The 26,271-nt window shown below is 74.8% G+C and carries 20 protein-coding genes; 6 read left to right on the forward strand and 14 right to left on the reverse strand.

The annotated features are described in order from the left end of the window. Nucleotides 1-47: 47 nt before the first annotated feature. Complete coding sequence (locus tag CCE01nite_RS09670) at nt 48-617, forward strand: amino-acid N-acetyltransferase (protein ID WP_141372251.1); 570 nt, start codon at nt 48-50, stop codon at nt 615-617. Nucleotides 618-644: 27 nt separating this feature from the next. Here the strand turns inward: CCE01nite_RS09670 and CCE01nite_RS09675 are convergent, their stop codons facing one another. After that, nucleotides 645-1,556, reverse strand: a complete 912-nt coding sequence (locus CCE01nite_RS09675; RefSeq protein ID WP_174774687.1) for an iron-sulfur binding domain-containing protein — start codon at nt 1,554-1,556, stop codon at nt 645-647. 388 nt (nt 1,557-1,944) lie between these two features. Between CCE01nite_RS09675 and CCE01nite_RS09680 the strand changes: the two genes are divergently transcribed. Beyond that, entirely contained in the window at nt 1,945-2,550 is a 606-nt protein-coding gene (locus CCE01nite_RS09680) for a hypothetical protein (RefSeq protein WP_052104235.1), read from the forward strand. A 185-nt stretch (nt 2,551-2,735) separates the two neighbouring features. Here the strand turns inward: CCE01nite_RS09680 and disA are convergent, their stop codons facing one another. Together disA and radA are read right to left on the reverse strand one after the other, a co-directional pair. Then, nucleotides 2,736-3,815 (reverse strand): DNA integrity scanning diadenylate cyclase DisA, encoded by a 1,080-nt coding sequence (disA, locus tag CCE01nite_RS09685; RefSeq protein ID WP_034631524.1) that lies wholly within the window; start codon nt 3,813-3,815, stop codon nt 2,736-2,738. Nucleotides 3,816-3,952: 137 nt separating this feature from the next. Continuing rightward, nucleotides 3,953-5,434, reverse strand: coding sequence for a DNA repair protein RadA (gene radA, locus CCE01nite_RS09690; protein WP_034631520.1), 1,482 nt, complete (start codon nt 5,432-5,434; stop codon nt 3,953-3,955). 176 nt (nt 5,435-5,610) lie between these two features. Here radA and CCE01nite_RS09695 point away from each other — a divergent pair, with 176 nt between their 5' ends. Next, a complete protein-coding gene (locus CCE01nite_RS09695; RefSeq protein ID WP_034631516.1) occupies nt 5,611-6,423 on the forward strand; it encodes a hypothetical protein in 813 nt (270 codons plus the stop codon). A 137-nt stretch (nt 6,424-6,560) separates the two neighbouring features. Here the strand turns inward: CCE01nite_RS09695 and CCE01nite_RS09700 are convergent, their stop codons facing one another. The 3 genes from CCE01nite_RS09700 to CCE01nite_RS09710 form a co-directional block, all read right to left on the reverse strand. After that, nucleotides 6,561-9,596, reverse strand: a complete 3,036-nt coding sequence (locus CCE01nite_RS09700) for a glycosyl hydrolase (RefSeq protein ID WP_052104234.1) — start codon at nt 9,594-9,596, stop codon at nt 6,561-6,563. 164 nt (nt 9,597-9,760) lie between these two features. Next, entirely contained in the window at nt 9,761-10,324 is a 564-nt protein-coding gene (locus CCE01nite_RS09705; RefSeq protein ID WP_052104233.1) for a GNAT family N-acetyltransferase, read from the reverse strand. A gap of 66 nt (nt 10,325-10,390) precedes the next feature. Continuing rightward, nucleotides 10,391-11,125, reverse strand: coding sequence for a response regulator transcription factor (locus CCE01nite_RS09710; protein WP_034631513.1), 735 nt, complete (start codon nt 11,123-11,125; stop codon nt 10,391-10,393). 124 nt (nt 11,126-11,249) lie between these two features. Here CCE01nite_RS09710 and CCE01nite_RS09715 point away from each other — a divergent pair, with 124 nt between their 5' ends. The 3 genes from CCE01nite_RS09715 (at nt 11,250) to CCE01nite_RS09725 (ending at nt 16,357) form a co-directional block, all read left to right on the forward strand. Then, nucleotides 11,250-12,218 (forward strand): phosphatase PAP2 family protein, encoded by a 969-nt coding sequence (locus CCE01nite_RS09715; protein WP_034631509.1) that lies wholly within the window; start codon nt 11,250-11,252, stop codon nt 12,216-12,218. 127 nt (nt 12,219-12,345) lie between these two features. Continuing rightward, nucleotides 12,346-15,210, forward strand: a complete 2,865-nt coding sequence (gene topA / locus CCE01nite_RS09720) for a type I DNA topoisomerase (RefSeq protein WP_034631506.1) — start codon at nt 12,346-12,348, stop codon at nt 15,208-15,210. A 142-nt stretch (nt 15,211-15,352) separates the two neighbouring features. After that, nucleotides 15,353-16,357 carry a Gfo/Idh/MocA family protein gene (locus CCE01nite_RS09725; RefSeq protein ID WP_034631503.1) on the forward strand — a complete coding sequence of 335 codons (1,005 nt, stop codon included), beginning with the start codon at nt 15,353-15,355 and terminating at the stop codon, nt 16,355-16,357. 135 nt (nt 16,358-16,492) lie between these two features. Here the strand turns inward: CCE01nite_RS09725 and CCE01nite_RS09730 are convergent, their stop codons facing one another. The 8 genes from CCE01nite_RS09730 to CCE01nite_RS09765 all read right to left on the reverse strand — a co-directional run bounded on the left by CCE01nite_RS09730 (nt 16,493) and on the right by CCE01nite_RS09765 (nt 26,022). Then, on the reverse strand, nt 16,493-18,247 hold the full coding sequence (locus CCE01nite_RS09730; protein ID WP_052104232.1) for a GAF domain-containing SpoIIE family protein phosphatase: 1,755 nt from the start codon (nt 18,245-18,247) through the stop codon (nt 16,493-16,495). Nucleotides 18,248-18,386: 139 nt separating this feature from the next. Then, nucleotides 18,387-19,286 carry an HAD family hydrolase gene (locus tag CCE01nite_RS09735; RefSeq protein WP_052104231.1) on the reverse strand — a complete coding sequence of 300 codons (900 nt, stop codon included), beginning with the start codon at nt 19,284-19,286 and terminating at the stop codon, nt 18,387-18,389. Further along, nucleotides 19,283-20,479 carry a cysteine protease StiP family protein gene (locus CCE01nite_RS09740; protein ID WP_034631500.1) on the reverse strand — a complete coding sequence of 399 codons (1,197 nt, stop codon included), beginning with the start codon at nt 20,477-20,479 and terminating at the stop codon, nt 19,283-19,285. The genes CCE01nite_RS09735 and CCE01nite_RS09740 overlap by 4 nt, the downstream gene beginning before the upstream one ends. Beyond that, complete coding sequence (locus CCE01nite_RS09745; RefSeq protein WP_218026465.1) at nt 20,476-22,284, reverse strand: phosphoribosyltransferase domain-containing protein; 1,809 nt, start codon at nt 22,282-22,284, stop codon at nt 20,476-20,478. Before CCE01nite_RS09745 ends, CCE01nite_RS09740 begins: the two co-directional genes overlap by 4 nt. After that, nucleotides 22,281-23,444 (reverse strand): HpcH/HpaI aldolase/citrate lyase family protein, encoded by a 1,164-nt coding sequence (locus tag CCE01nite_RS09750; RefSeq protein ID WP_141372253.1) that lies wholly within the window; start codon nt 23,442-23,444, stop codon nt 22,281-22,283. Before CCE01nite_RS09750 ends, CCE01nite_RS09745 begins: the two co-directional genes overlap by 4 nt. A 17-nt stretch (nt 23,445-23,461) precedes the next feature. Continuing rightward, nucleotides 23,462-24,598 (reverse strand): DUF475 domain-containing protein, encoded by a 1,137-nt coding sequence (locus tag CCE01nite_RS09755; RefSeq protein ID WP_141372254.1) that lies wholly within the window; start codon nt 24,596-24,598, stop codon nt 23,462-23,464. Between the two features lie 88 nt (nt 24,599-24,686). After that, nucleotides 24,687-25,265: a TerD family protein gene (locus tag CCE01nite_RS09760; protein ID WP_141372255.1), complete on the reverse strand. Its 579-nt coding sequence runs from the start codon at nt 25,263-25,265 to the stop codon at nt 24,687-24,689. 181 nt (nt 25,266-25,446) lie between these two features. Then, nucleotides 25,447-26,022, reverse strand: coding sequence for a TerD family protein (locus CCE01nite_RS09765; RefSeq protein ID WP_141372256.1), 576 nt, complete (start codon nt 26,020-26,022; stop codon nt 25,447-25,449). Nucleotides 26,023-26,271 lie beyond the last annotated feature (249 nt).

Consider the following 26,271-nt stretch of genomic DNA (forward strand, 5'->3'; position numbering starts at 1 on the left):
GGTCGGTCGCCGGGGCCGCCCTGTGTCGCCTCGCTAGGTTGGGGCGCGTGACCGAGCCTGCCTTCCACGTGCGCCCCGCGCGCCCCGCCGACGTCCGGGCGATCCGCGAGCTCGTCGAGCCGTACGCCTCCGAGCGGATCCTGCTGGCCAAGGAGTGGGTCGGGTACTACGAGGCGGTGCAGGAGTTCCTCGTCGCGGCGGCGGTCGACGGCGCGGGCGGTGCTGACGGCGCGGACTCCGGCGAGGCGCGGGCGCCTGGGGAGGCGGCGACCGTCGTCGGGTGCGGGGCGCTGCACGTCATGTGGCAGGACCTCGCCGAGATCCGCACGCTCGCCGTCGACCGGACGTGGCGCGGGCGCGGCGTCGGGCACGGGCTGCTCGACGCGCTCGTCGAGCGGGCCCGCGAGCTCGGGCTGCGGCGGCTGTTCTGCCTGACGTTCGAGGTCGACTTCTTCACCGCGCACGGCTTCCACGTGATCGAGGGGACGCCCGTGACGCCCGACGTCTACGCCGAGCTGCTGCGCTCGCACGACGACGGCGTCGCGGAGTTCCTCGACCTCGCGCGGGTCAAGCCGAACACGCTCGGCAACACCCGGATGCTGATCGAGCTCGACTGAGCCGCGGGACCCCGGCGGCGGCGCCGGTCAGTGCGGGAGGCGGTAGGTCGGGGGCCCCGCGTCCGGGCCGCCCGGGTGCGGCACGACCGTCACCAGCCCGTCCGTCACGAGGCCGTCGACGCAGCGCGTGAGCTGCGCGCGGTCCGGCCACGCGGCCTCGACCTCGTCGAGCGGGACGGGCTCGAGCGCCGACCGCAGCAGCGCCATGACCCGCCCGCGCACCTGCCGGTCCGTCCCCGCGAACCCCTGCGTGCGGCGGCGGCTGGCGTGCACGTCGGGCGGGTAGCCGGCCGTCCGCCACACGCACAGGTCGGCGACGGGGCACGCGTCGCAGCGCGGGCTCCGCGCGGTGCACACGAGCGCGCCGAGCTCCATCGACGCGGCCGCCCAGCGTGCGGCGGTCGCGTCGTCGGCGGGCACGAGCGACTCGGCGAGGCGCACCTCGGCGACGGTCTGCGACGGGCCGGGGAGCGCGGCGCCGGCCGCGGTGCGCGCGAGCACCCGCCGGACGTTCGTGTCGAGCACGACCGACCGGCGCCCGTACGCGAACGCCCGCACCGCGGCGGCCGTGTAGCTGCCGACGCCGGGGAGCGCGAGCAGCTCGGCCTCCTCGGTCGGGACTCTGCCGCCGTGCCGCTCGACGATCGTGCGGGCGCACTCCTGGAGCCGCAGCGCCCGCCGCGGGTACCCGAGCCGGTCCCACGCGCGCAGCACGTCCGCGGTGCTCGCCGCCGCGAGGTCCGCCGGCTCGGGCCACGCGGCCATCCACGCGCGCCACGCCGGCTCGACGCGCACCACCGGGGTCTGCTGGAGCATGACCTCGCTCACGAGGACGCCCCACGCCGTCCGGTCCGGCGAACGCCACGGCAGGTCGCGCGCGTTCTCGGCGAACCAGTCGATCACCCGCGGGACCAGCGGCAGGCCGGGGTCGTGGGTCACGCGGACATCCTCTCCCGGCCGGCGACCCGCCCGGGACGCACGTCGCGCGAGCACGGGCCCGGGCTCCGGGCGCCGGCCACGCCGTCCGGAGTCGGCGTCGTGGCGGCCGGACCCGGAGGACCGGCCACGGCGGCTGCGCCCGGACGGCCGGCGACGGGGACTGCGGCCGGCCGGCCGGCCGCGGCGGCTGCGCCCGGACGCGAGCCCCGGCGCCACGCCCGCTCGCAGGGCGAGCGGCCGGCACCGTCGTGCTCCGGGTTTGTCCGGTTCGCGACCTGCCGGGTGCGCTCGGCGGCGCGCGCAGGTTCCGTCGGTACCGTGGGGGCACCGCGTCCCGACGGACTCCCACTCCGCTCGCCGGGTGCGCGCCAGACGGAGGGGTTGGCCCATGGGTGTGCTCAGGCCGGCGGGGCCGCTCCCCGCGCGCGTGTACTGGTTCCGGCGGCTCGTGGTGGTCGGCATCCCGCTCGTGCTCGTCGCGGTCGTCGTGTGGGTGCTCGTGGGGCGGGGCGGCTCGTCGCCCGACGACGGAGCCGGCGCCGGCCAGGACGCGGCGCCCGCGACCGACGCGACCGAGCCCGCGGAGGACGAGGACCCCGGCACGCGAGCGTGCGACCCGCAGACCCTCGGCCTGACCCTCACCGCCGACGGCACCAGCTACGCCGCCGGTGCGCTGCCGAACCTCACCGTCACGCTCTCGAACGAGGGCGAGGAGCCGTGCCTCATCGACGTGGGCGAGGCGCAGCGCGAGCTCGTCGTCACGTCCGGGGCGGATCGCATCTGGTCGAGCCGCGACTGCGCAGCCCCGGAGACCCAGGTCCGCGAGATCCTGATCTCGCCGGGGACCCCGGACGCCACCCAGGTCCAGTGGCCGCGCGTGCGCTCGGCGGAGGGTTGCCCGGCCGACCAGCCCGCGGCCCAGCCGGGCACCTACTCGGCGGCGCTCACGCTCGGCCCGCTCGCCCCGGCCCCCGTGGTGTTCGTGCTGGAGTGACCGCGGCGCTCACGCTGGGCCCGCCGGCTCCGGCTCCTGTGGTGCTCGGGCGGGAGTGACCGCGGCGCTCACGCCGGGCCCGCTGGCTCCGGCTCCTGTGGTGCTCGTGCTGGTGTGACCGCGGCGCTCACGCCTGGCCCGCTCGCCCCTGCGCCCGTGGTGCTCGTGCTGGAGTGGCGCGCAGGTCAGACGTAGCGCTCGAGGATGCTCGACTCGGCGAGGCGCGAGAGCCCCTCGCGCACGGCCCGGGCGCGCTGCTCGCCGACCCCGTCGACCGTCATGAGGTCGTCGATGCCGGCCGCGAGGAGCTTCTGCAGGCCGCCGAAGTGCCCGACGAGCCGGTCGACGATCGCCACGGGCAGGCGCGGGACCTTGGACAGGAGCCGGTAGCCGCGCGGGCCGACCGCGGCGTCCAGCGTGTCCCCGCCGCCCGGGAGCCCGAGCACGCGCGCGATGTGCGCGAGGTCGAGGAGCTCGGTCGAGTCGAGGTCGGCGAGCGCAGCCTGGACCCCGGCCTCGTCGCGGTCCTTGCGCAGGTCGATGTAGTCGCGCGTGACGAGCTCGCGGTCGGAGCCGATGCCGCCGGTCAGCTCGTCGAGCTGGAGGGCGAGCAGGCGGCCGTCGGTGCCGAGCTCGACGACGTAGCCCTCGATCTCCTCGGAGATGCGGCGGACCATCTCGAGGCGCTGCACGACGGCGGAGACGTCCCGCACCGTCACGAGGTCCTCGATCTCGAGCGCCGAGAGCGTGCCGCTGACCTCGTCGAGGCGCGACTTGTAGCGCTCGAGGGTCGCGAGCGCCTGGTTGGCGCGGGACAGGATCGTGTTGGAGTCCTCGAGCACGTGCCGCAGTCCGCCGACGTAGAGCGCGACGATGCGCATCGACGCCGAGACCGAGATGACGGGGAAGCCCGTCTGCTTCGCGACGCGCTCGGCGGTGCGGTGGCGGGTGCCGGACTCGGTGGTCTCGATGGTCGAGTCGGGCAGGAGCTGGACCGCGGCGCGCACGATGTGCGAGACGTCGTGGTCGACGACGATCGCGCCGTCCATCTTCGCGAGCTCGCGCAGGCGGGTCGAGGAGAACTCGACGTCCAGCACGAAGCCGCCCGAGCAGATCGACTCGACGGTCGCGTCGTGACCCAGGACGATCAGCGCGTCCGTGCGTCCGCGCAGGATGCGCTCGAGCCCGTCGCGCAGCTCCCCTCCGGGCGCGACCGCGGCGAGCGTGGTCCGCAGGAGGTCGTCCGGCGCGGGAGTGGTGGGCACGCGCGCGATCCTACGCGGCCTGGGTGGTGACGAGGTGAAGGCCACGCGTGGGCCGGGTGCGTCCGGACGGGTGACGGCGGGCGTCGCCGCCCCGGTGCGCGGGCCCACGGGCGCCGGGTGGTGGACCTCCTGCAGGCTCACGTGCGGCGGTCGCCGGCGACGCCGGTCGCGCGGACGGCCTCCGCGAGGTCCGCGACCTCGAGCAGCTCGATGCCCGCGGGCGCGGTCCCGGGCTCGATGGACCCGGCCGGGACGACCGCGCGCGCGAAGCCGAGCCGGGCCGCCTCGGACAGCCGGCGCAGCACCCCGGTGACCGGGCGCAGCTCGCCCGCGAGGCCCACCTCGCCGAGCGCGACGAGCCCCCGCGGCAGCGCGACGTTCTCCCGGGAGCTCGCGGTCGCGAGGGCCAGCGCGAGGTCCGCGGACGGTTCGACGACCCGCGCACCCCCGACGGTCGAGACGTACACGTCCTGGTCGGCGAGCCGCGCGCCGACGCGCCGCTGGAGCACCGCGAGGACCATCGCGAGCCGGCTCGCGTCGACGCCGCTCGTGGTCCGGCGCGGGTTGGCGAGCATGCTCGGGGCGACGAGCGCCTGGATCTCGGTCGCGAGCGGCCGGCGGCCCTCGAGCGTCACGGTCACGCACGTGCCCGGCACGTGGTGGCGCTCGTGCGAGACGAACAACCCGCTCGGGTCGGCGAGCCCGACGATGCCCGACTCCGACAGGTCGAAGCAGCCGACCTCGTCCGTCGGGCCGAAGCGGTTCTTGGTCGCGCGCAGCAGGCGCAGGCGTGAGTGGCGGTCGCCCTCGAACTGGCACACCACGTCGACGAGGTGCTCGAGCGTGCGCGGGCCGGCGACCGAGCCGTCCTTGGTCACGTGGCCGACGAGCACGACCGGCAGGTCCCGCTCCTTCGCGGCCGCGATGAGCGCCGCCGCGACCTCCCGGACCTGGCTCACGCCGCCCGCGGTGCCCTCGACCGCCGCGGAGGCGATTGTCTGCACCGAGTCGAGCACGAGCAGGTCGGGCGCGACGTGCTCGATGTGCCCGAGGACCGTGCCGAGGTCCGTCTCCGCAGCGAGCAGCAGGCCGGGGTCGAGCGCGCCGATCCGCTCGGCACGCAGCCGCACCTGCCCGGCGGACTCCTCGCCCGTCACGTAGAGGACCCGGCGCCCCGCGGGCCCGCCGCCGGCGGCCGGTCCCTCGGTGCCGCGCGCGACGCGGGAGGCGACGTCGAGCAGCAGGGTCGACTTGCCCACGCCCGGCTCCCCGGCGAGCAGCACGACGGCGCCAGGGACGAGCCCGCCGCCGAGCACGCGGTCGAGCTCGTCGACCCCGGTCGGCCGCGCGCGGCTCGCCTCGACGTCGATCTCCGCGATGGGCCGCGCGGGGTTGCGCGTCGGGGCGACGACCGACGTGCGCGGCGCGCCCCCGCCCGGTCCGGCGTCCTCGGTGACGCTGCCCCACGCCTGGCACTCCCCGCAGCGCCCGGCCCACTTCGCGGTGGTCCAGCCGCACTCCGCGCAGCGGTACCCGGGCCGCGTCGCGCGTGCGGAGCGTCCGGTGGTCGACGTGCCGGCGGAGCCGGACGCGGTGCGCCGGACGGTCGAGGAGGTCATGCGGGCACGCTAGACGCCGCCGCCCACACGCCCGCCCGACGCGCCGCCGGCCCTCCGCCGGACCGCCACCCCGGCGGAGCAGCGGTGCGCTGGGCGTGCCGGCCCCGCCAGTAGGCTGCCGTGCGAACCGACCTGCGCGACGCCGCGGGGCCGATCGCGCAGCAGGGGAGACGCCCATGAGCACCACCGGACCCAGCGGCGAGCAGCGGCGCAACCTGCCGCAGCCCCCGCCGTCGTCCACCGGCTCGGCCTCGCCCACCCCGGGCCGCGCCGAGGCCGGCACCCCGGGCGCACCGCTGCCGCAGGCGGAGGGTCGCCTGGGCCCGAACGACCCCGCGCCGGACGCCCCGGCCGACGCCGACGCGCGCCGCCGGAAGCTGCTCCTGATCGGCGGCGCCGTCGTGGCGGTGCTCGTCCTCGTGGGAGTCCTGATCGCGGTCCTCACCGGCGGCGACGACGAGGCGGCGCCCGCGCCCGCCGCGGAGACCGTGACGCTCGCGTCGCCCACGCCGACCGCGCAGCCCGTGGCCCGCACCTCGACGACGGCGTTCGCCGTGGCGCTCCCGCTCTCGGTGCTCCAGTACGCGCTCGCGGCGTCGGGCCCCGAGGACGCGTGGCTCGCGGCCGGCGCGCTCGAGGCCTACACCGAGACCTACACGGACGGCGGGTCGGCCCAGGTCGTCGTGCAGTCCGGCCAGTGGGAGACGCCCCAGGAGGCCGCGGCGCAGGTCGCGACGCTCGCCGCCGCGCTGCCCGCCGGCATCCCCGCGGACGCGTCCGCGAGCCCGACGCCCGGCGCGACGACGGCGCCCGCGCCCCTCCCGCAGACCGGCGAGGTCGTCGTGGACGGCCAGCCGGTCGGCACGTTCACGATCGTCGACGCGGGCGACGGCACGGGCGTCGCGCTCTGGTCGAACGGCACGACGGTCTTCCGGGCGACCGCTCCCGTCGCGCAGGTCCGGGACGTGTACGCGGCGTTCCCGCTCTGACGGAACGGGCACCGGCCGGTCTGTCCCGCCGCGCGGGCGCCGCGTCCCCGCGCACGGCCGGGGCGCCGGTCCTGTGCGGACCGACGCCCCGGCGGACGTGCGGAGCGCGCCCTCGCGGGCGTACGGGGCGACGAGGGTCAGCGGGCCTCGACGGTGTCGAGGACGTGCCCGCCCTCGTTGAGGTAGACGTTGAAGCCGCGCACGTCGTCGAGCATCGCCGCGCACTCGGCGGTGAGCGTCGTCAGGTCGAAGACGAGCGCGTCCTCGCCGGTCCGCGGCTCCGAGGTCCACCCGGCCTCGGCCGTCTCGCACCACTGCCAGCTCCCGCCGAGCTTGAGCGCGAGCTTCGGGTTGACGCCGGCGGTCTCGACGACGTCCATCCGGATCTCGGTGCGCCCGGTGAGGTCGGGGAGCGCCGCGTCGACCCCGAACCAGCCGCCGCCGGCCGGGCTCGTGACGGCGATCCGCCCCGCGTCCGCCGCGACGGGTCCGGCGCCGGTCCAGCCCTGGGCGCCGTCCTCGAAGTCGAACAGCGGGACCGACTCCACGGGCGGCTCGGGCAGGCGGGCGTAGCGGTGGAGGAACGCCGCGAGCTCGCCCCGGTTCACGTTCCCGGTCGGCTTGAACGTGCCGTACGGGTACCCGGGCATGATCCCGGTGCTCGCCGCCCACTCGATCGCCGCCCACTCCGCGCGCGTCGGCCGGACGTCCTTGAACGTCTGGGTGCCGGGCTCGGGGACCTCGCCGGTGCCGCGCAGCGCGTAGAGCACGGCCGCGACGGTCTGGCGGGCGACGGTGCTGCCGGGACGGAACTTGGTGTACCCGTCGCCGCGCAGGTACCCGGTCGACGCGAGCCACTCGATCGCCTCGTACGCCGGGTGCGTCGCCGGGACGTCCGCGAAGGTGGGCGTCTCCGGGGCGGTGAACTCCGGGTCGACGAGCGCGTGCAGGAACGTCGCGAGCGTCTCGCGCGTCACCTTGGCCGAGGGCCGGTAGGTGCCGTCGGGCCAGCCCGTCGCGATCCCGGCCCGCTCGGCCCAGGCGATCTCCGCGAAGTACGGGTGGTTCGCATCGACGTCCGTGAAGCCGGACGACGCCACGCCGGTCGCGCGGATCTCGTCGAACACGATGCTGCCGGACCTCACGCCGGCGGCCGGCTCCTCGTTGACGTACACGTTGAACTGCGTGATCTTCGCGAGCTCGTCGTGCGTGAGCCGCCGGTCCGCGTTGGACGTGTCCCACGGGGCCGGGCGCCAGTCCTCGAACGGGATCGTGACGACCTGCGCGTCCGTCCCGGCGAGCGACGGGTAGGCCTCGAACGACACGCCGTCGGCGACGAGCTGGAGGACCATCCGGTTGTCGGAGCCGTCGGGGCGGACCCAGATCGACAGCTCGGAGAACCGCGTCCAGTCGCCCGAGAACTTCTTGATGATCCCGGTGTACGTCTGCGACGTGAAGTCGTAGTCGAGCCGGAGCGCCTTCTCGCCGCCGCCGACCTCACCGGTCTCGAGCGAGATCGTGTTGACGCCCGCGGTCGAGAACTCGGCGCGCAGGGCCTCGTCGTCGCCGTAGCCCTCGAAGTCGTCGACCACGCCGGGCGCGAGCACCGGGCGCGCGCCGAGGATGACCGTCGAGCTCGCGGTCAGCGGCTCGGAGCCCGCGACCTCGACCGTCACGTGCACGGTGTGCGTGCTGTTGTCGAGCTGCTCGGGCGTGAGCGTCCACGCCGCCGAGAGGTAGCCGTCGTCGTCGAGCGCGAGCGCGTGGCGCGTGGCGTCGTCGTCGACCGTGAACCACGCGGCGGTCGCCTCGCCGCCCACGAGCTTCGCCCGCACGACGGCGGGGGAGGCGGTGATCCGCTGGCCGGCCGCCGGGGTCACGACGTGCGCGAACGGCGCGTGCTCGGTGGTCTCGACGGTCCGCCCGTAGACGTCCGCGAGGTCGAGGTCGTCCGCGAAGAAGCTGAACGGGTCGGCCTCGAACGCCTGGAAGTCCGGCAGCATCTCGTGCGGGGGCAGGTCGCCCGTCGCGGGGTAGGGGATCGCGGGGCGCAGCGGGTCGAAGTTCGCCCACGTCGGCATGTACGCGCTGCGCGACGCCTTCGGGTCCGCCTCGATCGCGTCGAGCAGGTCCGTGAACCAGGTCAGGTTGACGCCCTCGCCGTTGGCGCGCAGCTTGCCGCCCGTCGGGCCGAACTCCGTGAACGCCGAGATCTTGCCCTTGGCGTCGGCGATGTCCGCGATCATCGCGAGGTCCTGGACGACGCCGTTGAGCCACGCGCTGCTGTCGGCCGTGGTGCTGCCGTCGTAGTTGTCGTAGCCGAGGATGTCGACGTACGCGTCGCCGGGGTACGTGCGCATGTACACGTCGTCGACGCCGCCGAAGCTGCCGCCTGGGGAGTAGGCGTAGAGGAAGTTGCTCACGCCCTTGGTGTCGCGCAGGTACTCGACGGTGTACCGCCAGAGCTCGACGAACTCGCCGGGGGTCGCGTGCGCCGCGCCCCACCAGAACCACGAGCCGGCGTTCTCGTGCCACGGCCGGAAGATGATCGGGATGAGGTCGCCCTCGGCGTCGCGCGTCTGGTCCGCGACCGCGGCGATGTTGTCGAGGTACGCGTTGAGCTCCGCGTGCTTCGGGCCGCCCGGCAGGATCGCCGTGACCGTGTTGCCCTCGGTGTCGTAGAAGTCGTTGCCGGTGACGAAGTTGTTCATGTGCGCGCTGATGGTGTTGATGCCGCCGAACGCGTGCGCCTTCTCCATGTAGTCGGCGAACACCGCGATGTTCTGCTCGACGGGGGCGCCGAGGACGCCGGGCTTCTCGCGGCCCTCGAGGATGAGCGTGTCCCACCCGAAGACGGCCGGGAAGTCGCCGACGGCGGCCTCGACGTCGGAGCGCGTGCCGTCGGGCGGGTCGCCGACCGTGACGCCGAACGACGTCGTGTGCTGGTGGCCGAACAGGATGCCCTCGCCGCGCACGTCACGCAGGAACGAGAAGAGCGACCGGGTCTCGGGGGTGGCCCCGGGGTCGACGATGGTCGCGGTCTCCGCGACGGGGGCGGTCGGCGCGACGGGTGCGGCCTGGGCCGGGAGCGTCGCCGTCAGACCTCCGACGGCTGCGGCGGCGACCGCTGCCGTCAGGGCGCGCCCGCGGCGCGCCAGGGTCGGGTTCCTCATTGAACCTCCAGGTGGTCACCGCACCGCGCGCACGCACGGTGCGGCCTCGCGAACGAGGCTTTGTGAAGTTACCGAAGAAAGTCCGCGATAGCGAGGTCCCGGTCGGGACGAATCGGTTCAGGCGTCCGGCGTCCGGCGGCGGCAGTCCGTCAACGGCCCCCGGGTCAGGCGTCGACGAACGCCCGGAGGGCCTCGCGCGACAGCGGACGGTCGGCGTACACGAGCCGCACCGCCGCGGGGTCGGGGTTCCCGGCGTCCGGGCCGCGCCAGGCCAGCGTGAGCCCGGCGCGCTCCGCGGTGCGGCGCGACGCCTCGTTGTGCTCGAGCAGGTACGCGACCACGGGGAGCTCCGGGCGCACGTGCTCCGCGGCCTCGAGCGCCGCCCCGACGAGCTCCCGGGCGTAGCCCCGCCCCCACGCCGTCGGCGCGAGACGGTAGTAGAGGTTCCACGCGAGGCCGGCGCGCAGGCTGCACCCGCCGATCCCGACGATCCCTGCGGCCGCGTCGTCGCGGCGCCGGGCGGTCCAGTAGTCGAGCCCGTGCTCCTGCCACGCCGAGGCGATCCGGTGCACGAGCGCCTCCGTCGTGGCGAGCTCGACGTACCGGCCCGAGGGGAAGTGGGTCCAGACCGCCGGGTCCGCGTGCAGCGCGTGCAGCTCCGCGAGCTCCGACGTGGTCGTCGCGGTCAGCCGGAGCCGGTCGGTCGTCACCTCGGTGGGTCCGTGCACGGGCGAGAGGTTACCCACGTCCTCTGCGGGCCCGGAGCGGGGGTTCGAGACCCGGGCTCAGCCCCGTCACGGGGCCGGCTTGAGCACGTACCCGGCGCCGCGCAGCGTGTGGATCATCGGCTCGTGCCCGGCGTCGATCTTGCGCCGCAGGTAGGAGACGTAGAGCTCGACGATGTTGGCCTGGCCGCCGAAGTCGTACTGCCACACGCGGTCGAGGATCTGCGCCTTGGACAGCACGCGCCGCGGGTTGCGCATGAAGTAGCGGAGCAGCTCGAACTCCGTCGCGGTGAGCCGGACGTCACGGCCCGCCCGAGAGACCTCGTGGCTGTCCTCGTCGAGGAGCAGGTCGCCGACGACGAGCACGGCCTCCTCGCGCTGGTCGACCGCCCCCGCGCGGCGCAGGAGCGCGCGCAGCCGGGCCACGACCTCCTCGAGGCTGAACGGCTTCGTCACGTAGTCGTCGCCGCCCGCGGTCAGCCCGGCGACACGGTCCTCGACGGCGTCCTTCGCGGTGAGGAACAGCACGGGCACGTACGGGTGCGACGTGCGGATGCGGCGTAGCACCTCGAGGCCCGAGACGTCGGGCAGCATGATGTCGAGCACGATCACGTCGGGCTCGAGCCGGCGCGCGTCCGCGACCGCCGCCTGCCCCGTCAGCGCGGACTCGACCTGCCAGCCCTCGTAGCGCAGCGCCGTCGAGAGCAGCTCCGCGAGCAGGGGCTCGTCGTCGACGACGAGCGCGCGCACGGCGGTCCCGTCGGCACGGGTCAGGGGGTCGCGCCGGGGCGTCGTGAGCGTCATGGGCCCCAGCGTGCGCGGGCTGCCTGTGCCCTCTCTGACGGGAGCCTGTGAACGTGCTGTGGGCTCGGGCCGCCCGGGCGCTCCCCGGCGCACGAGGGCGCCGGACGTCGCCTACCGTGGGGCCGTGCCCAGTGCGAGCCCACCCCGAGAGCGGCCCCTCGGCCGCGCCCCGAGCGACGTGCCCCGCGGTCCCCGCCGCTCGAGCAGCCTGCCCGGCGTCCTCGTCGCGGTCGTCGCGCTGCTCGGCGTCGTCGCGACGTGGCGCGTCTTCGTCGACACCTGGGCCGGCCAGTGGACCGAGGAGGCCGTGCTGCGCGGCGCCGAGTACGGGCAGGGCGCGCTGTGGACCGTCGCCGAGCCGGTGCTCGACGTGGTCTCCGTCAGCTACATCGCGCTCGTGCTCGTCACGGCGATGCTCATCGCGGTGTTCCGCCGGCGGTGGGCGCTCGCCATCCAGGTCGTCGTGCTCGTCGCCGGCTCGAACATCACGACCCAGCTCATCAAGCGGGTCGTCACCGACCGCCCCGACCTCGGGGTCCCCGGGCCGGGGATGAACGCGCTGCCGAGCGGGCACACGACCGCCGCCGCCTCCGTCTCGGCGGTCCTCGTGCTCGTCGTCCCGCCCCGGGTCCGGCCGTGGGCCGCGGCGCTCGGCGCGGGGTACACCGCGGCGACGGGCGTCTCGACGCTCGTCGGGCAGTGGCACCGGCCGAGCGACGTCATGGCGGCGGTGCTCGTCGTGCTGTTCTGGAGCTGCGTCACCTGCGTGCTCGTCGCGCGCCACCCCGGCGTCCCCGGCGACTCCCCGCGGACCGCGACCGGCGAGATCGCGATCGCGCGGAGCCCGCGATCGTCGGTCGCCGGCTCCCGGACCGGGGCGCTGCTGCTCGGGATCGCGGGGATCGCGGCCGCCGTCCCGTCCGCGCTGTCGCTGCGGCGCACCTGGGTCCGGGCAGGCGAGCTCGAGGCGCGCGCCGACCTGCTGACCGCGTACGCGGGCGCGGTGCTCGGGGTGGTCGCCGTGAGCGCGCTCGCGTTCGCGGTCCTCCTGGTCGTGCGGCACGCCGCTACCTCGCGCGTCGAGGCTCCTTGACGCAAGGTCGTAGAGTGCCGGGGCGACGGTGTCGACGCACGCGCCGGCCCGGCGCGGGGCGACGACCGTCCGCCACCGGGGGCACGGCCTGCGAACCGTCCCCCACCCCACGAGGAAGCAGGAACGCATGTCCGCAGGTCGCAAGCTCGTCATCGTGGAGTCGCCCGCCAAGGCGCGCACGATCGCGGGGTACCTCGGCGAGGGGTACGACGTCGAGGCGAGCGTCGGCCACATCCGCGACCTGCCGCAGCCCAGCGAGCTGCCCGCGGACATGAAGAAGGGCCCCTTCGGGAAGTTCGCCGTCGACGTGGACAACGGCTTCGCGCCGTACTACGTGGTCGACGCGGACAAGAAGAAGAAGGTCTCCGAGCTCAAGCGCCTGCTCAAGGACTCCGACGAGCTCTTCCTCGCGACCGACGAGGACCGCGAGGGCGAGGCCATCGCGTGGCACCTGCTCCAGGAGCTCAAGCCCAAGGTCCCCGTCAAGCGCATGGTGTTCCACGAGATCACCCGCGAGGCGATCCAGCGTGCGCTCGCGAACACCCGCGAGCTCGACGACCGCCTCGTCGACGCCCAGGAGACCCGCCGCATCCTCGACCGCCTCTACGGCTACGAGGTGTCGCCGGTCCTGTGGCGCAAGGTCCGCCAAGGCCTGTCCGCCGGGCGCGTGCAGTCCGTCGCGACCCGGCTCGTCGTCGAGCGCGAGCGCGAGCGCATGGCGTTCCGCACCGCCGAGTACTGGGACGTCACGGGCACGTTCGGCCAGGTCGACACCCGGGGCGACGAGACCCGTGCGGGGTCGTTCGGTGCGCGGCTCGTGCAGGTCGACGGGCAGCGCGTCGCGTCCGGGCGGGACTTCGACGACCGCGGCGTGCTGCGCGGGTCCGCCGCGGACGTGCGCCACCTCGACGAGCCCGCCGCGCGCGCGCTCGTCGCCGGGCTCGTGGAGTCGTCGTTCGAGGTCCGCAGCCTCGAGACCAAGCCGTACACGCGCAAGCCGGCCGCGCCGTTCACGACGTCGACCCTGCAGCAGGAGGCCAGCCGCAAGCTGCGGATGGGCTCGCGCCAGACGATGCGCACCGCGCAGGGCCTGTACGAGAACGGCTACATCACCTACATGCGTACGGACTCCCCGGCGCTGTCGTCGCAGGCGATCGACGCCGCGCGCCGCCAGGCCGGCGAGCTGTACGGCGCGGAGTACGTGCCCGACAAGGCGCGCGTCTACACGAGCAAGGCCAAGGGCGCGCAGGAGGCGCACGAGGCCATCCGGCCCGCCGGCGACCAGTTCCGCACGCCGGCGCAGGTCGCGCGCGAGCTCTCGGGCGACCAGTTCCGGCTCTACGAGCTGATCTGGAAGCGCACGGTCGCCTCGCAGATGGCCGACGCGCGCGGCTCGACGGCCTCGGTGCGGATCGGCGCGACGGCGCGGCTGAGCGCCCCGGGCGCCGCCGGCTCCCCGCTCGGGGACGCCGACGTCGACGCGGTGTTCGCCGCGTCCGGCACGGTCATCACGTTCCGCGGCTTCATGGCCGCGTACGAGGAGGGCCGCGACGCCGACCGCTACGAGGACGACGCGCCCACGGCCGTCGCGGGCGCCGACGGGGCCGACGGTGCGGCGGACGGCGCCGACGAGCCGACCGGGAAGGCCAAGGGCAAGGGCAAGGCCGCCGAGGAGCGCGAGGCCCGGCTGCCGAACATGGTGGAGGGTGACGAGCTCACGGGCACGGACCTGACCGCCGACGGGCACCGCACGTCGCCGCCGCCGCGCTACACCGAGGCGAGCCTGGTCAAGGCGCTCGAGGAGCGCGGCATCGGCCGCCCGTCGACGTACGCCGCCACCATCTCGGTGATCCAGGACCGCGGGTACGTCACCGGCCGCGGGCAGGCGCTCGTGCCGAGCTGGCTCGCGTTCGCCGTCACGCGGCTGCTCGAGGAGAACTTCGACAAGCTCGTCGACTACGACTTCACGGCCGCGATGGAGGCCGACCTCGACGAGATCGCGGCCGGCAGCCGCGAGCGCAGCGCGTGGCTCAGCCAGTTCTACTTCGGGGAGAACCCGGGGTCGGTCGACGGCGGCGGGCTGCGCGACCTCGTCGCGAACCTCGGCGACATCGACGCGCGCGAGGTCAACTCGATCGACATCGGCGACGGCATCACGCTGCGCGTCGGCCGCTACGGCCCCTACCTCGAGGACACCCGCGACCTCAGCGGGCCCGACGGTGCGCCGCGGCGCGCGTCGGTCCCCGAGGAGCTCGCCCCCGACGAGCTCACGGTCGCCAAGGCCCGCGAGCTGTTCGAGACGCAGCCCGAGGGCGACCTCGTGCTCGGCGAGGACCCGGTGACCGGCACGACGATCGTCGCGAAGAGCGGCCGCTACGGCCCGTACGTCACCGAGCTGCTGCCCGAGCCCGAGATCGACCCGGGCCTGAGCGCCGCGGCGAAGAAGCGGGCCCTGGCGGCCGCGCCCAAGCCGCGCACCGCGTCGCTGCTCAAGTCGATGGACCTGCAGACCGTCACGCTGGAGGACGCGCTGCGCCTGCTCTCGCTGCCGCGCGTCGTGGGCGTCGACCCCGAGACCGGGACGGAGATCACCGCGCAGAACGGCCGCTACGGCCCGTACCTCAAGCGCGGCACCGACTCGCGCACCCTCCCGTCCGAGGAGGCCATGTTCACGGTCACCCTCGAGGAGGCCCTCGCGATCTACGCCCAGCCCAAGCGCGGCCGGGGTGCCACCGCGGCGCCGCCGCTGCGCGAGCTCGGCGAGGACCCGGTCTCGAACAAGCCGATCGTCGTCAAGGAGGGCCGCTTCGGCGCCTACGTGACCGACGGCGAGACGAACGCGACCCTGCGCAAGGAGGACGCGGTCGACTCGATCACGCCCGAGCGCGCGCAGGAGCTCCTCGCGGAGAAGCGGGCGCGCGGCCCGGTCAAGAAGAAGGCACCCGCGCGCAAGGCCGCGGCCCCGCGCAAGAAGGCCGCCGCGAAGTCCTGACCGGTCCGGCACCCGTCCGGCACAGGCCCGTCACGCGGCGGTCGCGGCGGGGCCCGCCCGGTCGCGGGGGCTGCCGCCCGGACGTGCCGAGCGTCACCCGGACCCGCAGGACCCGCGCGCCGTGCCGTACTAGGTTGGCCGCATGGCTCGCACCGAGGACCCGTCGACCGCTCCGTCCATCCGCTGGGGAATCCTGGGGGCCGGCAACATCGCCGGCGCCTTCGCCGACGCGGTGAACGCGCACACCCGCGCGCAGCTCGTCGCCGTCGGCTCCCGCAACCGGGACCGCTGCGAGCGCTTCGCGACCGCGCACGGCGTCCCGACGACCCACATCGGCTACCGCGACCTCGTCGAGGACCGTCAGGTCGACGCCGTGTACGTCGCGACCCCGCACTCCGAGCACCTCGAGCACGCGCTGCTCGCGATCGCCGCGGGCAAGCACGTGCTCGTCGAGAAGGCGTTCACGCGCAACGCCGCCGAGGCCGAGCAGGTGTTCGCCGCCGCGAAGGCCGCCGGGGTCTTCGTCATGGAGGCCATGTGGACGCGGTTCCTGCCGCACGTGGCCGCGCTGCACCAGGTCATCGACGCCGGCGAGATCGGCGAGATCATCAACCTCACCGCCGACCACGGCCAGTACTTCCCGTTCAACGCGACCTCCCGGCTGTTCGACCCGCAGCTCGCGGGCGGCGCGCTGCTCGACCTCGGGGTCTACCCGGTGTCGTTCGCGCACGACTTCCTCGGTGTCCCGGACTCCGTGCACGCGACGGGCACGCTCACCGAGACCGGCGTCGACGGGCAGGCCTCGATCGTCCTGAGCTACGGCGAGCGCACCCAGGCGACCCTGTCGACGACGCTGTGGGCCAAGACGCCGACGACCGCCGCGATCTCGGGCACCGAGGGCTTCATCCACGTCGCGGGCAACTTCTACGGCCCGTCGTCGTTCCGCGTGCAGCGCCGGGACGGCCGCGTGTGGACGTTCGAGCAGCCCGGCAAGAAGGGCCTGCAGTACGAGGCCGCCGAGGTCGCGCGCCGCATCGCCGCGGGCGACACGCAGAGCCCGCTGATGACGTGGGACCACACCGTCGAGGTCATGCGCACGCTCGACGCCGTGCGCGCCCAGGTGGGGGTCGTTTACCCGGGCGAGTGACCAGGTGACGGCCGGGACGACGCGTCCCGGCCGCCACCTCGGCCCGCCGCCACGCGGGCGCCGCCGTCCGTCTTCCTCGGCGCGCCCCCAGGTGGGCGGCGTCGTCCGGCACCCCGGGGCTGCCCGGGGCCGCGCTCAGCGCCGGCCGACGACCTGGGCGGCGAGCAGCACGACGTCGTCCGCGGGCTGACCCGCGACCAGGCCGTGCGCGAGCGCGGTGACGAGCGCCGCCGGCTCGAGGTGCGCGAGCCGGCCCGCGGCGTCGACGAGCGCGCTCGCCTCGTCCCGGAGCGACGTCCCGCGGCGCTCGATGAGCCCGTCGGTGTGCAGCAGGAGCGTGTCGCCGCGCTCGAGGGTGTGCGTGTGGTCGTGCCGGGTCGTGCGGGGGTCGACGCCCAGCAGCAGGTCGTTCTGCGGCGCCCGGAGCGCGACGCTCTGCAGCCCCGGCCGCACCAGCACCGGGGCCGGGTGCCCCGCGCTCGACCACGTGAACCGGTGCGCGCCCGTCGCCGGGTCGGGGTCGACGCGTCCGACGAGCGCGGTCGCGATGGTCCCGAGCCCCAGGCCCTCGATGGCCCGGTCGAGGCGCGTGAGCCAGGACGACGGCGTGTCGGGGTGGTCCCACGCGAACGCGCGCAGCGTCGAGCGGAGCTGTCCCATGCGCGCGGCGGCGTCCATGTCGTGGCCGGTGACGTCGCCGACCATGAGCGCGACGCCGCCGTCGGGCAGCTCGATCGCGTCGTACCAGTCCCCGCCAACGCGGTCCGCCCGGCCCGCGGGCAGGTAGTGCGCGCCGAGGCGCAGGTGCGGCGGGTCGGGCAGGGCGGTGAGCATCGCGTCCTGGAGCGTGCGCGCGACGTCGCGGCGCTGCTCGAGGAGCTGCGCGCGCTGCAGCGCCTGGGCGGTGTACGCCGCGAGCGCGTTCTTGATCGTGCGGTTGCCCTCGTCGAACTCGCGCGGCAGGCGCCAGCCGAGCGTGAGCACGCCCAGCAGCTCCTGGCCCGAGACCAGCGGGAGCACAGCGCTCGCCCCGGCCTCCCGGGTCCCGGGGCGCGCCATCGACGGGAACTGCGCGACGAGGTCGGCGTTGTCCCGGAAGAACAGCGGCTCGTGCGTGCGGGCCACGTGCGCGATGGGCCGGTCCTCGTCGATGCGGGCGTGCTGCCAGCGCGGGTCGAAGTCGTCGGTGAAGCGCTCGATCGTCGTGTACGTCAGGCCGCGGCCGTCCGCGTCGAGCAGCGCGATGCCGGACATCGTGGCGCCCAGGCCCGTGTCCGCGACGCGCGCCGAGGTCGCCGCGACGTCGTCGACCGTGAGGACGTCCTGGAACGCGTCGCTCACGAGCAGCAGCAGCCCCGCCTGCCGGTAGGCGAGCGTCGCCTGCTGCTGCGAGCGGCGCGCCCGCTCACGCTCGCCCCGCAGCCGCAGCTCCGAGCTGCACGCCGCCGCGAGGTCCTCGAGCAGCGCGAGCTCGTCGGCCGTCCAGCGGCGCGGCACGTGGTCGATCACGCACATCGAGCCGACGACCGCGTTCGTGTCGTCGAGCAGCGGGTAGCCCGCGTACGCGATGACGTCGAGCTCGGGGATCGCGGGGTTGTCCCGGAGCAGCGCGACGCGGCGCGCGTCGTCCACGATGAGCGGCGACCGGTCGGCCACGACGTACTTGCAGAACGAGTGCGTCAGCGGCGTGTGCCGGGACTCGTCGATGTCCGGCGGCAGGCCCGCCGCACCGGGGTAGACCTGGCCCTCCTGCGACACGAGCGAGATGAGCGCCACGGGCACGCCGAGGTGGCGCTGCGCGACGCGCGCGAACCGCTCGAACGACTCGTCGCGCCGGGCCGGCAGGAGCGCAGAGCCCGGGAGCAGCGAGGCGGGGTAGAGCTGGGTCATGCCGACCTCCGGCGTCCTCGTCTCGGCTCTCCGGGACGACCTCGTCCCCGCTCCAGTGTGACAGCACGCGCCGCGCGGACGCAGGGCGCGGACGGGTGGATGCAGGCTGCGGACGGGTGGACCGGTGCGGTGCTGCTCCTCAGACCGTGGCGGACCCGGCGCGCGTGCCGACCGTGCCACGGGCGACCTCGGCGAGCAGCCACGTCAGCACGTCCTCGCCCGCGAGGATCCCGGCGCGCGGCGTGACGGCCACGTGCGGGCGCGTCCAGCCGCTCTCGGCGAGCTCGCCGTGCGCGGGCCGGACGCCGGCGTGCGCGGCCTCGAGGAGGTCGGCGTCGAGCAGCGAGTCGCCCGCGGCGAGCACGCGCGCGGCGCCCACCCGGCCCGCGAGCGCCGTCACCGCGGCGCCCTTGGTCAGCGCCGACGGGACGACGTAGAGCTTGCGGCCCTGCAGCGAGACGGTCCAGCCGCGCTCGGCGGCCCACCCCGACAGGTCCGCGACGAAGCCCGCGGGCAGCGCCGCGCGCTCGACGACCGCGTAGCAGAACAGCTCCTCGGCCTCGCGCCGCGAGAGCGTCCACGCGTCGTCGAACGCGGTGCGCATGTGCTCGCGGACGTCCGCGAGGGGCACGCTCGTCGCCGCGAGGAGCTCCCGGACCGCGGCGGTCCAGGCCGCGTCGGGCTCGCCGTCGACCAGCAGGATGCCGCCGTTGGCCGCGATCGCGTAGCGCGACGGCGGACCCGGGATGCGGATGCGGGCGAGCTGCGCGCGCGTCCGCGTGGTCGTGGGGACGACGACGGCGGACGCCGCGAGCTCGACGAGGAGGCGCTCGGCGCGCTCGGTCACGTAGGACAGCGGGGCGCCGTCGTAGTGCTCGACGCACACCAGCCCCGGCTCCGGGCCGTCGGGGAGCGCCATCGCGGCGCGCGAGTAGATGAGCGTGCGGTCGAGGTCGCACGCGACGACGGTCGGGCCCGCGGCCGGTCCTGCCGAGCGGGCGGGGGCCGTGTGGGGGGTGGGCGTCGGGTGGCTGGTCATGCGCGGACCTCCGCAGCGAGGACGTCGTCGGCCGCGCGTGCGCCACGGGTGAAGCCGGGGTGGACGAGGCCGACGCAGCGGTAGGAGAGGTCGGGCACCTCGACGACCTCGACGCCGCGCTGCTCCGCGAGCAGCAGGACGTGCGCGAGCTCCGGGTCGTCGCGGCGCCGGACGAGGACCTTCCACGGGACGCGGCGCAGCAGCACGCGCGTCGTCTCGCCGACCCCGGGCTTGACCAGGTTGACGCTGTGGATGCCGTGCTCGGCGCTCAGCCGCTCGGCGGTCGCCCAGCCGCTCCACGTCGGCGTGCGGTCGCTCGCGGCCAGCACCGGCCAGTCGCGCGCGACGTCGTCGGCCACCTCGGCGAAGCGCTCCGAGACCGCGTCGAGGAAGCGGTTCGAGACGTCCGCGGCGGCGAGCTCGGCGTAGAACTTGGCGCCGTGGAAGTCGCCGGGCCCGATCAGGTCGTCGTTGAGCACCGTGCGGGAGACGAGGCCCGAGACCGTCGAGTTCAGGCACGCCGACGGGATGAGGTAGTCCTCGCGCGTGCCGTAGAGCTCGACGCAGCCCGCCGGGTCGGCCAGCACCGCGAGGTCCGCGCGAAAGCCCTCGCCCGCGCCGAGCCCGAGCGCGACGTTCGCCTCCGCGACCGCGGCGGTGAGCTCGCGCACGATCGCGCCCTTGCCGGTCCAGCCGTCGACGAACATCACGTCCTGCGGGCGGTGGTGCTCGGCGAGGTACCGCAGCGCGACGGTGTCGATGCCGCGGCCCCGCACGATGCTGACCGCGTAGTGCGGCAGGTCCAGGCCGTGCACCTCGCGCGCCCAGCGGCGCATGAGGATCCCGACGGGGGTCCCGGCGCGCGCGAGCGACACGAGCACCGCGCCGCGCCCCCGCTCCGCGAGCGTGAGCTCGGTGACGACGCCGACCGCGTGCGCGAGCTTCGTCGCGGACTCCGCGAGCGACGCGTGGAACAGCTCCTGGTACGCGGCGCTCGGCTGGTACTCGACCGGCAGCGACTCCGCGTAGTGCGCCTGACCGGCCTGGATCGCCTCCTCGCGCTCCTCGAGCGGCGCCTCGAGCGCGACGTGCGTCAGGTCGGTGAGCAGCCAGGCGACCTCGTCGGCGGCGTAGCTCCCGAACTCCGGGCCGCGCAGCGGCGGGGGGAGCGGGGTGGGCGTGGTCGCGGTCACGGGGAGGTCTCCTGCGGGTGGGGTGCTCCGGCGGCGGGCCGGTACGAGGGGAGGACGACGAGGTGCACGCGGTCGGTGTGCGCGGCGACGCTCGCCGCCAGGCCGCCGGGGGCGTGCAGCGCGGGGGTGTCGCCGGCCGAGTCGACGACCACGACGACGTCCGTGAACCGGCGGCGCGGGTCGGCGCCGGGGGCGACGTTGTAGGCGAACCGGTCGCCGGCGCCGTCGCCGCTGCCGGCTGTGCCATCGACCGGTGTGCTGGCGACGGGAGTGCTGGTGGCGGGAGTGCTGGTGGCGGTTGTGCTGGTGGCGGTCGTGCCGTCGGCGGGGCCCCCTGTGCCGTCGTCGGCCGGGTCGTCGTGGCTCGGGAACACCAGGCGCGTGCGGATCGCGTAGTCCTCGGCGTCGAGCGCGAGGACGGGGGAGCGGGTGGTCGACGAGAACGCGACCGTGCCGCCGTGCTCGTCGAGCAGGTCGGCGAGGTGCGCGGCGAGCAGCAACGGCGCATGCATGAGCTCCTCGGTGCCGAGCACGAGCACCCGCCGAGCCGCAGCGGCCGGCGCGGGTGCCGCCGCCGAGCCCTCGGAGGTTGCGCCCGCAGCCGGGGTGCCGTCGGAGGTCGCGCCTGCGGGCGACCCGCCGTCGCGAACCGCAGCCGCCGGCGCAGGAGCCCCGCCCCCGAGCTGGGCCGCCAGGGTCGACGCCGCGTCGCGCGCGGCGGCGCCGAGCCGGTCGAGCTGCTCCGGGGTGAGGCCGTGCCGGGCGCCGTCGGGCACGTCGGTGGGCCACCCGAGCGCGCCGAGCCGGACGACCTCGCCGACGCCGCCGGCCCCGGGCGCGGCGGGGGAGACGGTGTCGGACGCGGAGTGCTCCTCGACGAGCCGGCGGCCCGCCGCGAGCACGTCGTCCCCGAGCGTGATGGTCCCCGCGACGAGCGCGACCGCGTCGATCTGGACGCCGAGCCGGTCCGCGAGGTCGGCGACGCGCGCGCGGTCGTCGTCGGAGCGGACGTCGACGAGCGCGGCGACGACGTAGCGGCCGCGCGGGTAGCGCTCGTGCAGCGCGGTGATGGTGTTGAGGATCGTCTGACCCGTGGAGAGCTCGTCGTCGACGAGCACGAGCGGCCCGGGGCCGGCGAGGAACGCCGGGTCCTCGGGCAGCAGCAGGTGCGACGTCGCGTGCGAGTGCTGCTCCTCGAAGCCGCCCGCGAGCGCGACCCCGGGGACGGCGCGGCGCGTCGAGTGCAGGTAGCGGGCCCCGAGCGCCTCCGCGACGCCGTGGCCGAGCGCGGTGGCCGTCTCCGCGTAGCCGAGCACGACCGCGCCGGTGAGCGCCGACGCGTGCCGCGCCCGGAGGTCGGTCACGAGCGCGTCGGTGCGGGCGCGCAGCGTCGCCGCGGCGCCCGGCACCCCGGCGACCGCGGGGGCGAGCGCGTCGACCGCGGCGGTCCACGCGGGGGTCGTCGCGTCGTCGTCCCCCGACCCCGCGATGCGTGCGGCCGCGAGCGCGCCGAGCAGCTCGGCGGACGCGTGCACGACGCGCGGGTCGGTCGGCACGTGCTTGCCCAGCACCGTCGACACGAGCAGGTGCGCGCGCCGGGGGTTGCGGCGCAGCGCGAGCCCGACGAGCTCGGGCAGCGTCACGCCGACGGGCGAGCCCGTGGTGGCGAGCCCGACGCCGAGCCGCTCCGCGACCCAGCCGCCGCTCCAGCGACCGGTCGAGGCGGCGCTCCGGGTGCCCCCGGACGACGGACGATCGCCCGGCTGCGCACCCTCCGGCGCGCCCGCCGCGTGCCGTCCCGTCACGTGGGGTCGCCCGCGCCGAGGAGGTCCACGAACGACACGTCGGCGCCCGAGACGCCGAAGACGCGGGCGCGGAGCATCGTCCGCTCGGCCCACGCGCGGTGCGGCTTCGCCTCGTTCATCTTGTTGCGGTACCCCGACGCCGCGACGCCGCCGTCCGACATCTCGACCCCGAGGACGTGCGCCGCGTCGACGTACTCCTCGTGCGTCACGACCGACAGCGCGTGCACCGCGGGCACGTGCGAGGGGTGGATGACGGTCTTGCCGGTGATCCCGTTGGCCTTGTCGAGCACGATCTCGCGGATCAGGCCGTCGAGCGCCTTGCGGATGAGGCGGGCCCGCAGCGCGCGCTCGTCGTGCTCGATGAACGGGGACTCGCGCAGCAGGGGCTTGAGCAGCCGCTCCTGACCCTCGAAGTACTCCCAGACCGACCCGGTGACGACGAAGCCGGTGTCGTCGGCGCGCCCGAGGACGTTGACGACGTCGGCGATGACCTGCGCGACCGGCAGGACGTCGTAGATCGTCAGGTCCCGGCTGCGCCGGATGCCGTACGCCGAGCTGAGGTCGGTCGCCCCGATCCGCACCGCCAGGACCCGGTCGCGGTGCTTGTCGAGCGCCCGCCGGATCCCGACGAGGGCGTCGGTGCGCGTCTCGCGGTGGATGACCTCGGCGGACTCGAGGATCGGCATCGCGAAGTACCGGTGGCCGGTGACGTCCGAGGCCTCCGCGACGGTGTCGAGGAAGTCGCTGCCGCGGTCCTCGGTGAACTTCGGGACGACGAACCCCGACAGCGCGCCGGCGTGCTCGCCGAGGCCCGCGACGATCCGGCCGATCTGCTCGGGCGTGCGGACCCGCACGAACACGAGCGGGCCCGCCTCGCCCGACTCGGCGAGGCTGCGCACCTGCGCGACGAGGTTCGCCTCCGCCGCCGGGACGTCCCGGTCGGCGATGGCGTCCTCGAGGCACACGACCGCGCTCGTGACGCCCTGCGCCGCCCGCCGGACGAGGTCGGCCGCGATGGCCGGCCTCGTCCCGGGCAGGTACAGGGTCGCCCCGAGCGCCACCGCGAGCACCTCGCGGTCGTCGTGCGCCGTGAACTCCTGCGGCTCCACGTGGAAGAGCCGCTCGCGCTCGTCGGGCGCGAGGTGCGCGAAGTGGCGCATCGTCGGGGTCGGCGTCGTCAGTCGGCGTGCACGATGACGGGTTCCGGCTCGATGCCGGCCGCCTTGAGGCGACGGTTGCGCAGGATCGAGGACGTGAACGCCGCACCGATGAACGCGACCCCGACGAGGCCGGTGATGATCTCGTCGATGTGGAAGCCGATGCTCACGAGCAGGATCGCGGCGAGCGCGCCGATCGCCCAGTGGGCGCCGTGCTCGAGGTACACGTAGTCGGCGAGCGTGCCCTTGCGGACCAGGAACACCGTGATCGACCGGACGAACATCGCGCCGATGAAGCCGAGGCCCAGGGCGATGATGATCGGGTCGGACGTGATCGCGAACGCGCCGATGACGCCGTCGAACGAGAACGACGCGTCGAGGACCTCGAGGTAGAGGAACAGGAAGAAGCCGGCCTTGCCGGTGGCCTTCGCGAGCTGCGTCGGGCCGGTGCGGTCCTTGGCGCCCGCGCCGGTCTCGGCGGCGCCGTCCTCGATGATCGTGCCCTCGGCCTCGTCGATGCCCTGGCCCTCGAACAGCGAGCCGAGGCCGTTGACCGCGATGTAGGTGATCATGCCGAGCAGGCCCGAGAGCAGGACGACCGCCGGGTCCTTCGCGAGCAGCTGGGCGGCGAGGATCAGCGAGATGCTCGCGACGATGACGGCGAGCTGGTCGAGCTTGCCGATGCGGGCGAGCGGGCGCTCGAGCCACGTCAGCCACTTGATGTCGCGGTCCTCGAAGATGAAGTCGAGGAACAGCATGAGCAGGAACATCCCGCCGAACGCCGCGATCTGCGGGTGCGCCTCGTTCAGGAGGTAGGCGTAGCTGCCCGGGGTCTCCGGGTCACCCTTCTCCATGGCGAGGGAGATCGCGTCGATCGGGCCGAGGTCGGCGGTGATGCCGACGATGAGCAGCGGGAAGACCAGGCGCATGCCGAACACCGCGATCGCGATGCCGACGGTGAGGAAGATCTTCTGCCAGAACTCGCTCATGCGCTCGAGGATCTTGGCGTTGACCACGGCGTTGTCGAACGACAGCGAGACCTCGAGGATGCCGAGGATCGTGCACAGGAACAGCGCGTTCCATCCTCCGTAGAGGAAGGCCACGACGAGGGACACGGCGGTCACACCGAACGACCAGCCGAAGGTACGCATGACCACGGGGGGTCCTCGTTCTCTCAGGGGGATGAGCGCCGGGAGGCGCAGCAGGTGGGGGTGGTGCACCGGGGCGGACGGCCCCGGGTGAGGGTCAGGCGACGTCGACCCCGAAGTCCTTGGCGATGCCGTGCAGGCCGGACGCGTAGCCCTGGCCGATGGCCCGGAACTTCCACTCGCCGAGGTGCCGGTAGATCTCACCGAAGATCATCGCGGTCTCGCTCGACGCGTCCTCGCTCAGATCGTACCGAGCCAGCTCCTGCTCGTCGGCCTGGTTGACGATCCGGATGAACGCGTTGCGGACCTGGCCGAAGCTCTGGCCGCGCTCGTCGGCCTGGTAGATCGACACCGGGAAGACGATCCGGGTCACCTGCTCGGGGACGCGCGCGAGGTCGACCTTGATCGACTCGTCGTCGCCCTCGCCCTCGCCGGTCGTGTTGTCGCCGGTGTGCTCGACCGAGCCGTCGGGGCTCACGAGGTTGTTGAAGAAGACGAAGTGCTGGTCGGAGAGGACGCGCTCGCCGGGGCCGCCGAGGAGCGCGCTCGCATCGAGGTCGAACGCGGCGCCGCTCGTCGTGCGGGCGTCCCAGCCGAGACCGACGACGACGGCCGTCAGGTTCGGGGCCTGCTTCGTCAGCGAGACGTTCCCGCCCTTGTTCAGGCTGACGCCCATGGTCGGTCTCCTCCGGGTCCGGACGGTCGGTGCAGGTGCAGGTGCAGGTGCAGGTGCAGGTGCAGGTGCAGGTGCGGGTCGTGCCGTGCGGGTCGTGCCGTGCGGTCGCGACCGTGTGCCGGCCGCCGACGCGCGGTCGGGCGCACCCCGAGGGGCACGCCCGACCGTCGGTCGCGCTGGGTCAGACGTTGACGCCGAAGTCCTTCGCGATGCCCGTGAGGCCCGCCGCGTAGCCCTGGCCGACGGCGCGGAACTTCCACTCGGCACCGTTGCGGTACAGCTCGCCGAAGACCATCGCGGTCTCGGTCGAGGCGTCCTCGGAGAGGTCGTAGCGCGTGAGCTCGGCGTTGTCCGCCTGGTTCACGATGCGGATGAACGCGTTGCGGACCTGGCCGAAGCTCTGGCCGCGGTTGTTGCCGTCGTAGATCGAGACGGGGAAGACGATCTTGTCGACCTCCGGCGGGACGGTCGAGAGCTGGACCTTGACCTGCTCGTCGTCGCCCTCGCCCTCGCCCGTGAGGTTGTCGCCGAGGTGCTCGACCGAGCCCTCGGGGCTCTTCAGGTTGTTGAAGAACACGAAGTGGGCGTCCGAGACGACCTTGCCGTTGGCGTCGACCAGGATCGCCGAGGCGTCGAGGTCGAAGTCCGTGCCCGTCGTCGTGCGGACGTCCCACCCGAGGCCGACGACCACGGCGGTGAGGCCGGGTGCGGCCTTGGTGAGGCTGACGTTGCCGCCCTTGCTGAGGCTGACTCCCACGGATCCTCCAGAGGCTTCCTGACGGAGGCGTGCCCCCCGTCGTGCTCACGCGCGCCGTCAGGCAAGACGGCGCACCGATGCTAACAACGTGGCTGCACGGGCCGGAGTTCCTTCGGTGAAGGATCAGGGTCCTTTCAGGGTCACGTCAGGGGTCGCACGGACCCCCGCGGGGCGCCGAGACTTTAGAGTCGACACGGACCGGCCACGCGCGCGACCGTGCGCCGGCGCACACGACGACAGGGAGACACG

The sequence above is a fragment of the Cellulomonas cellasea genome (genome assembly GCF_006538745.1).
Lineage (GTDB): Bacteria > Actinomycetota > Actinomycetes > Actinomycetales > Cellulomonadaceae > Cellulomonas_A > Cellulomonas_A cellasea.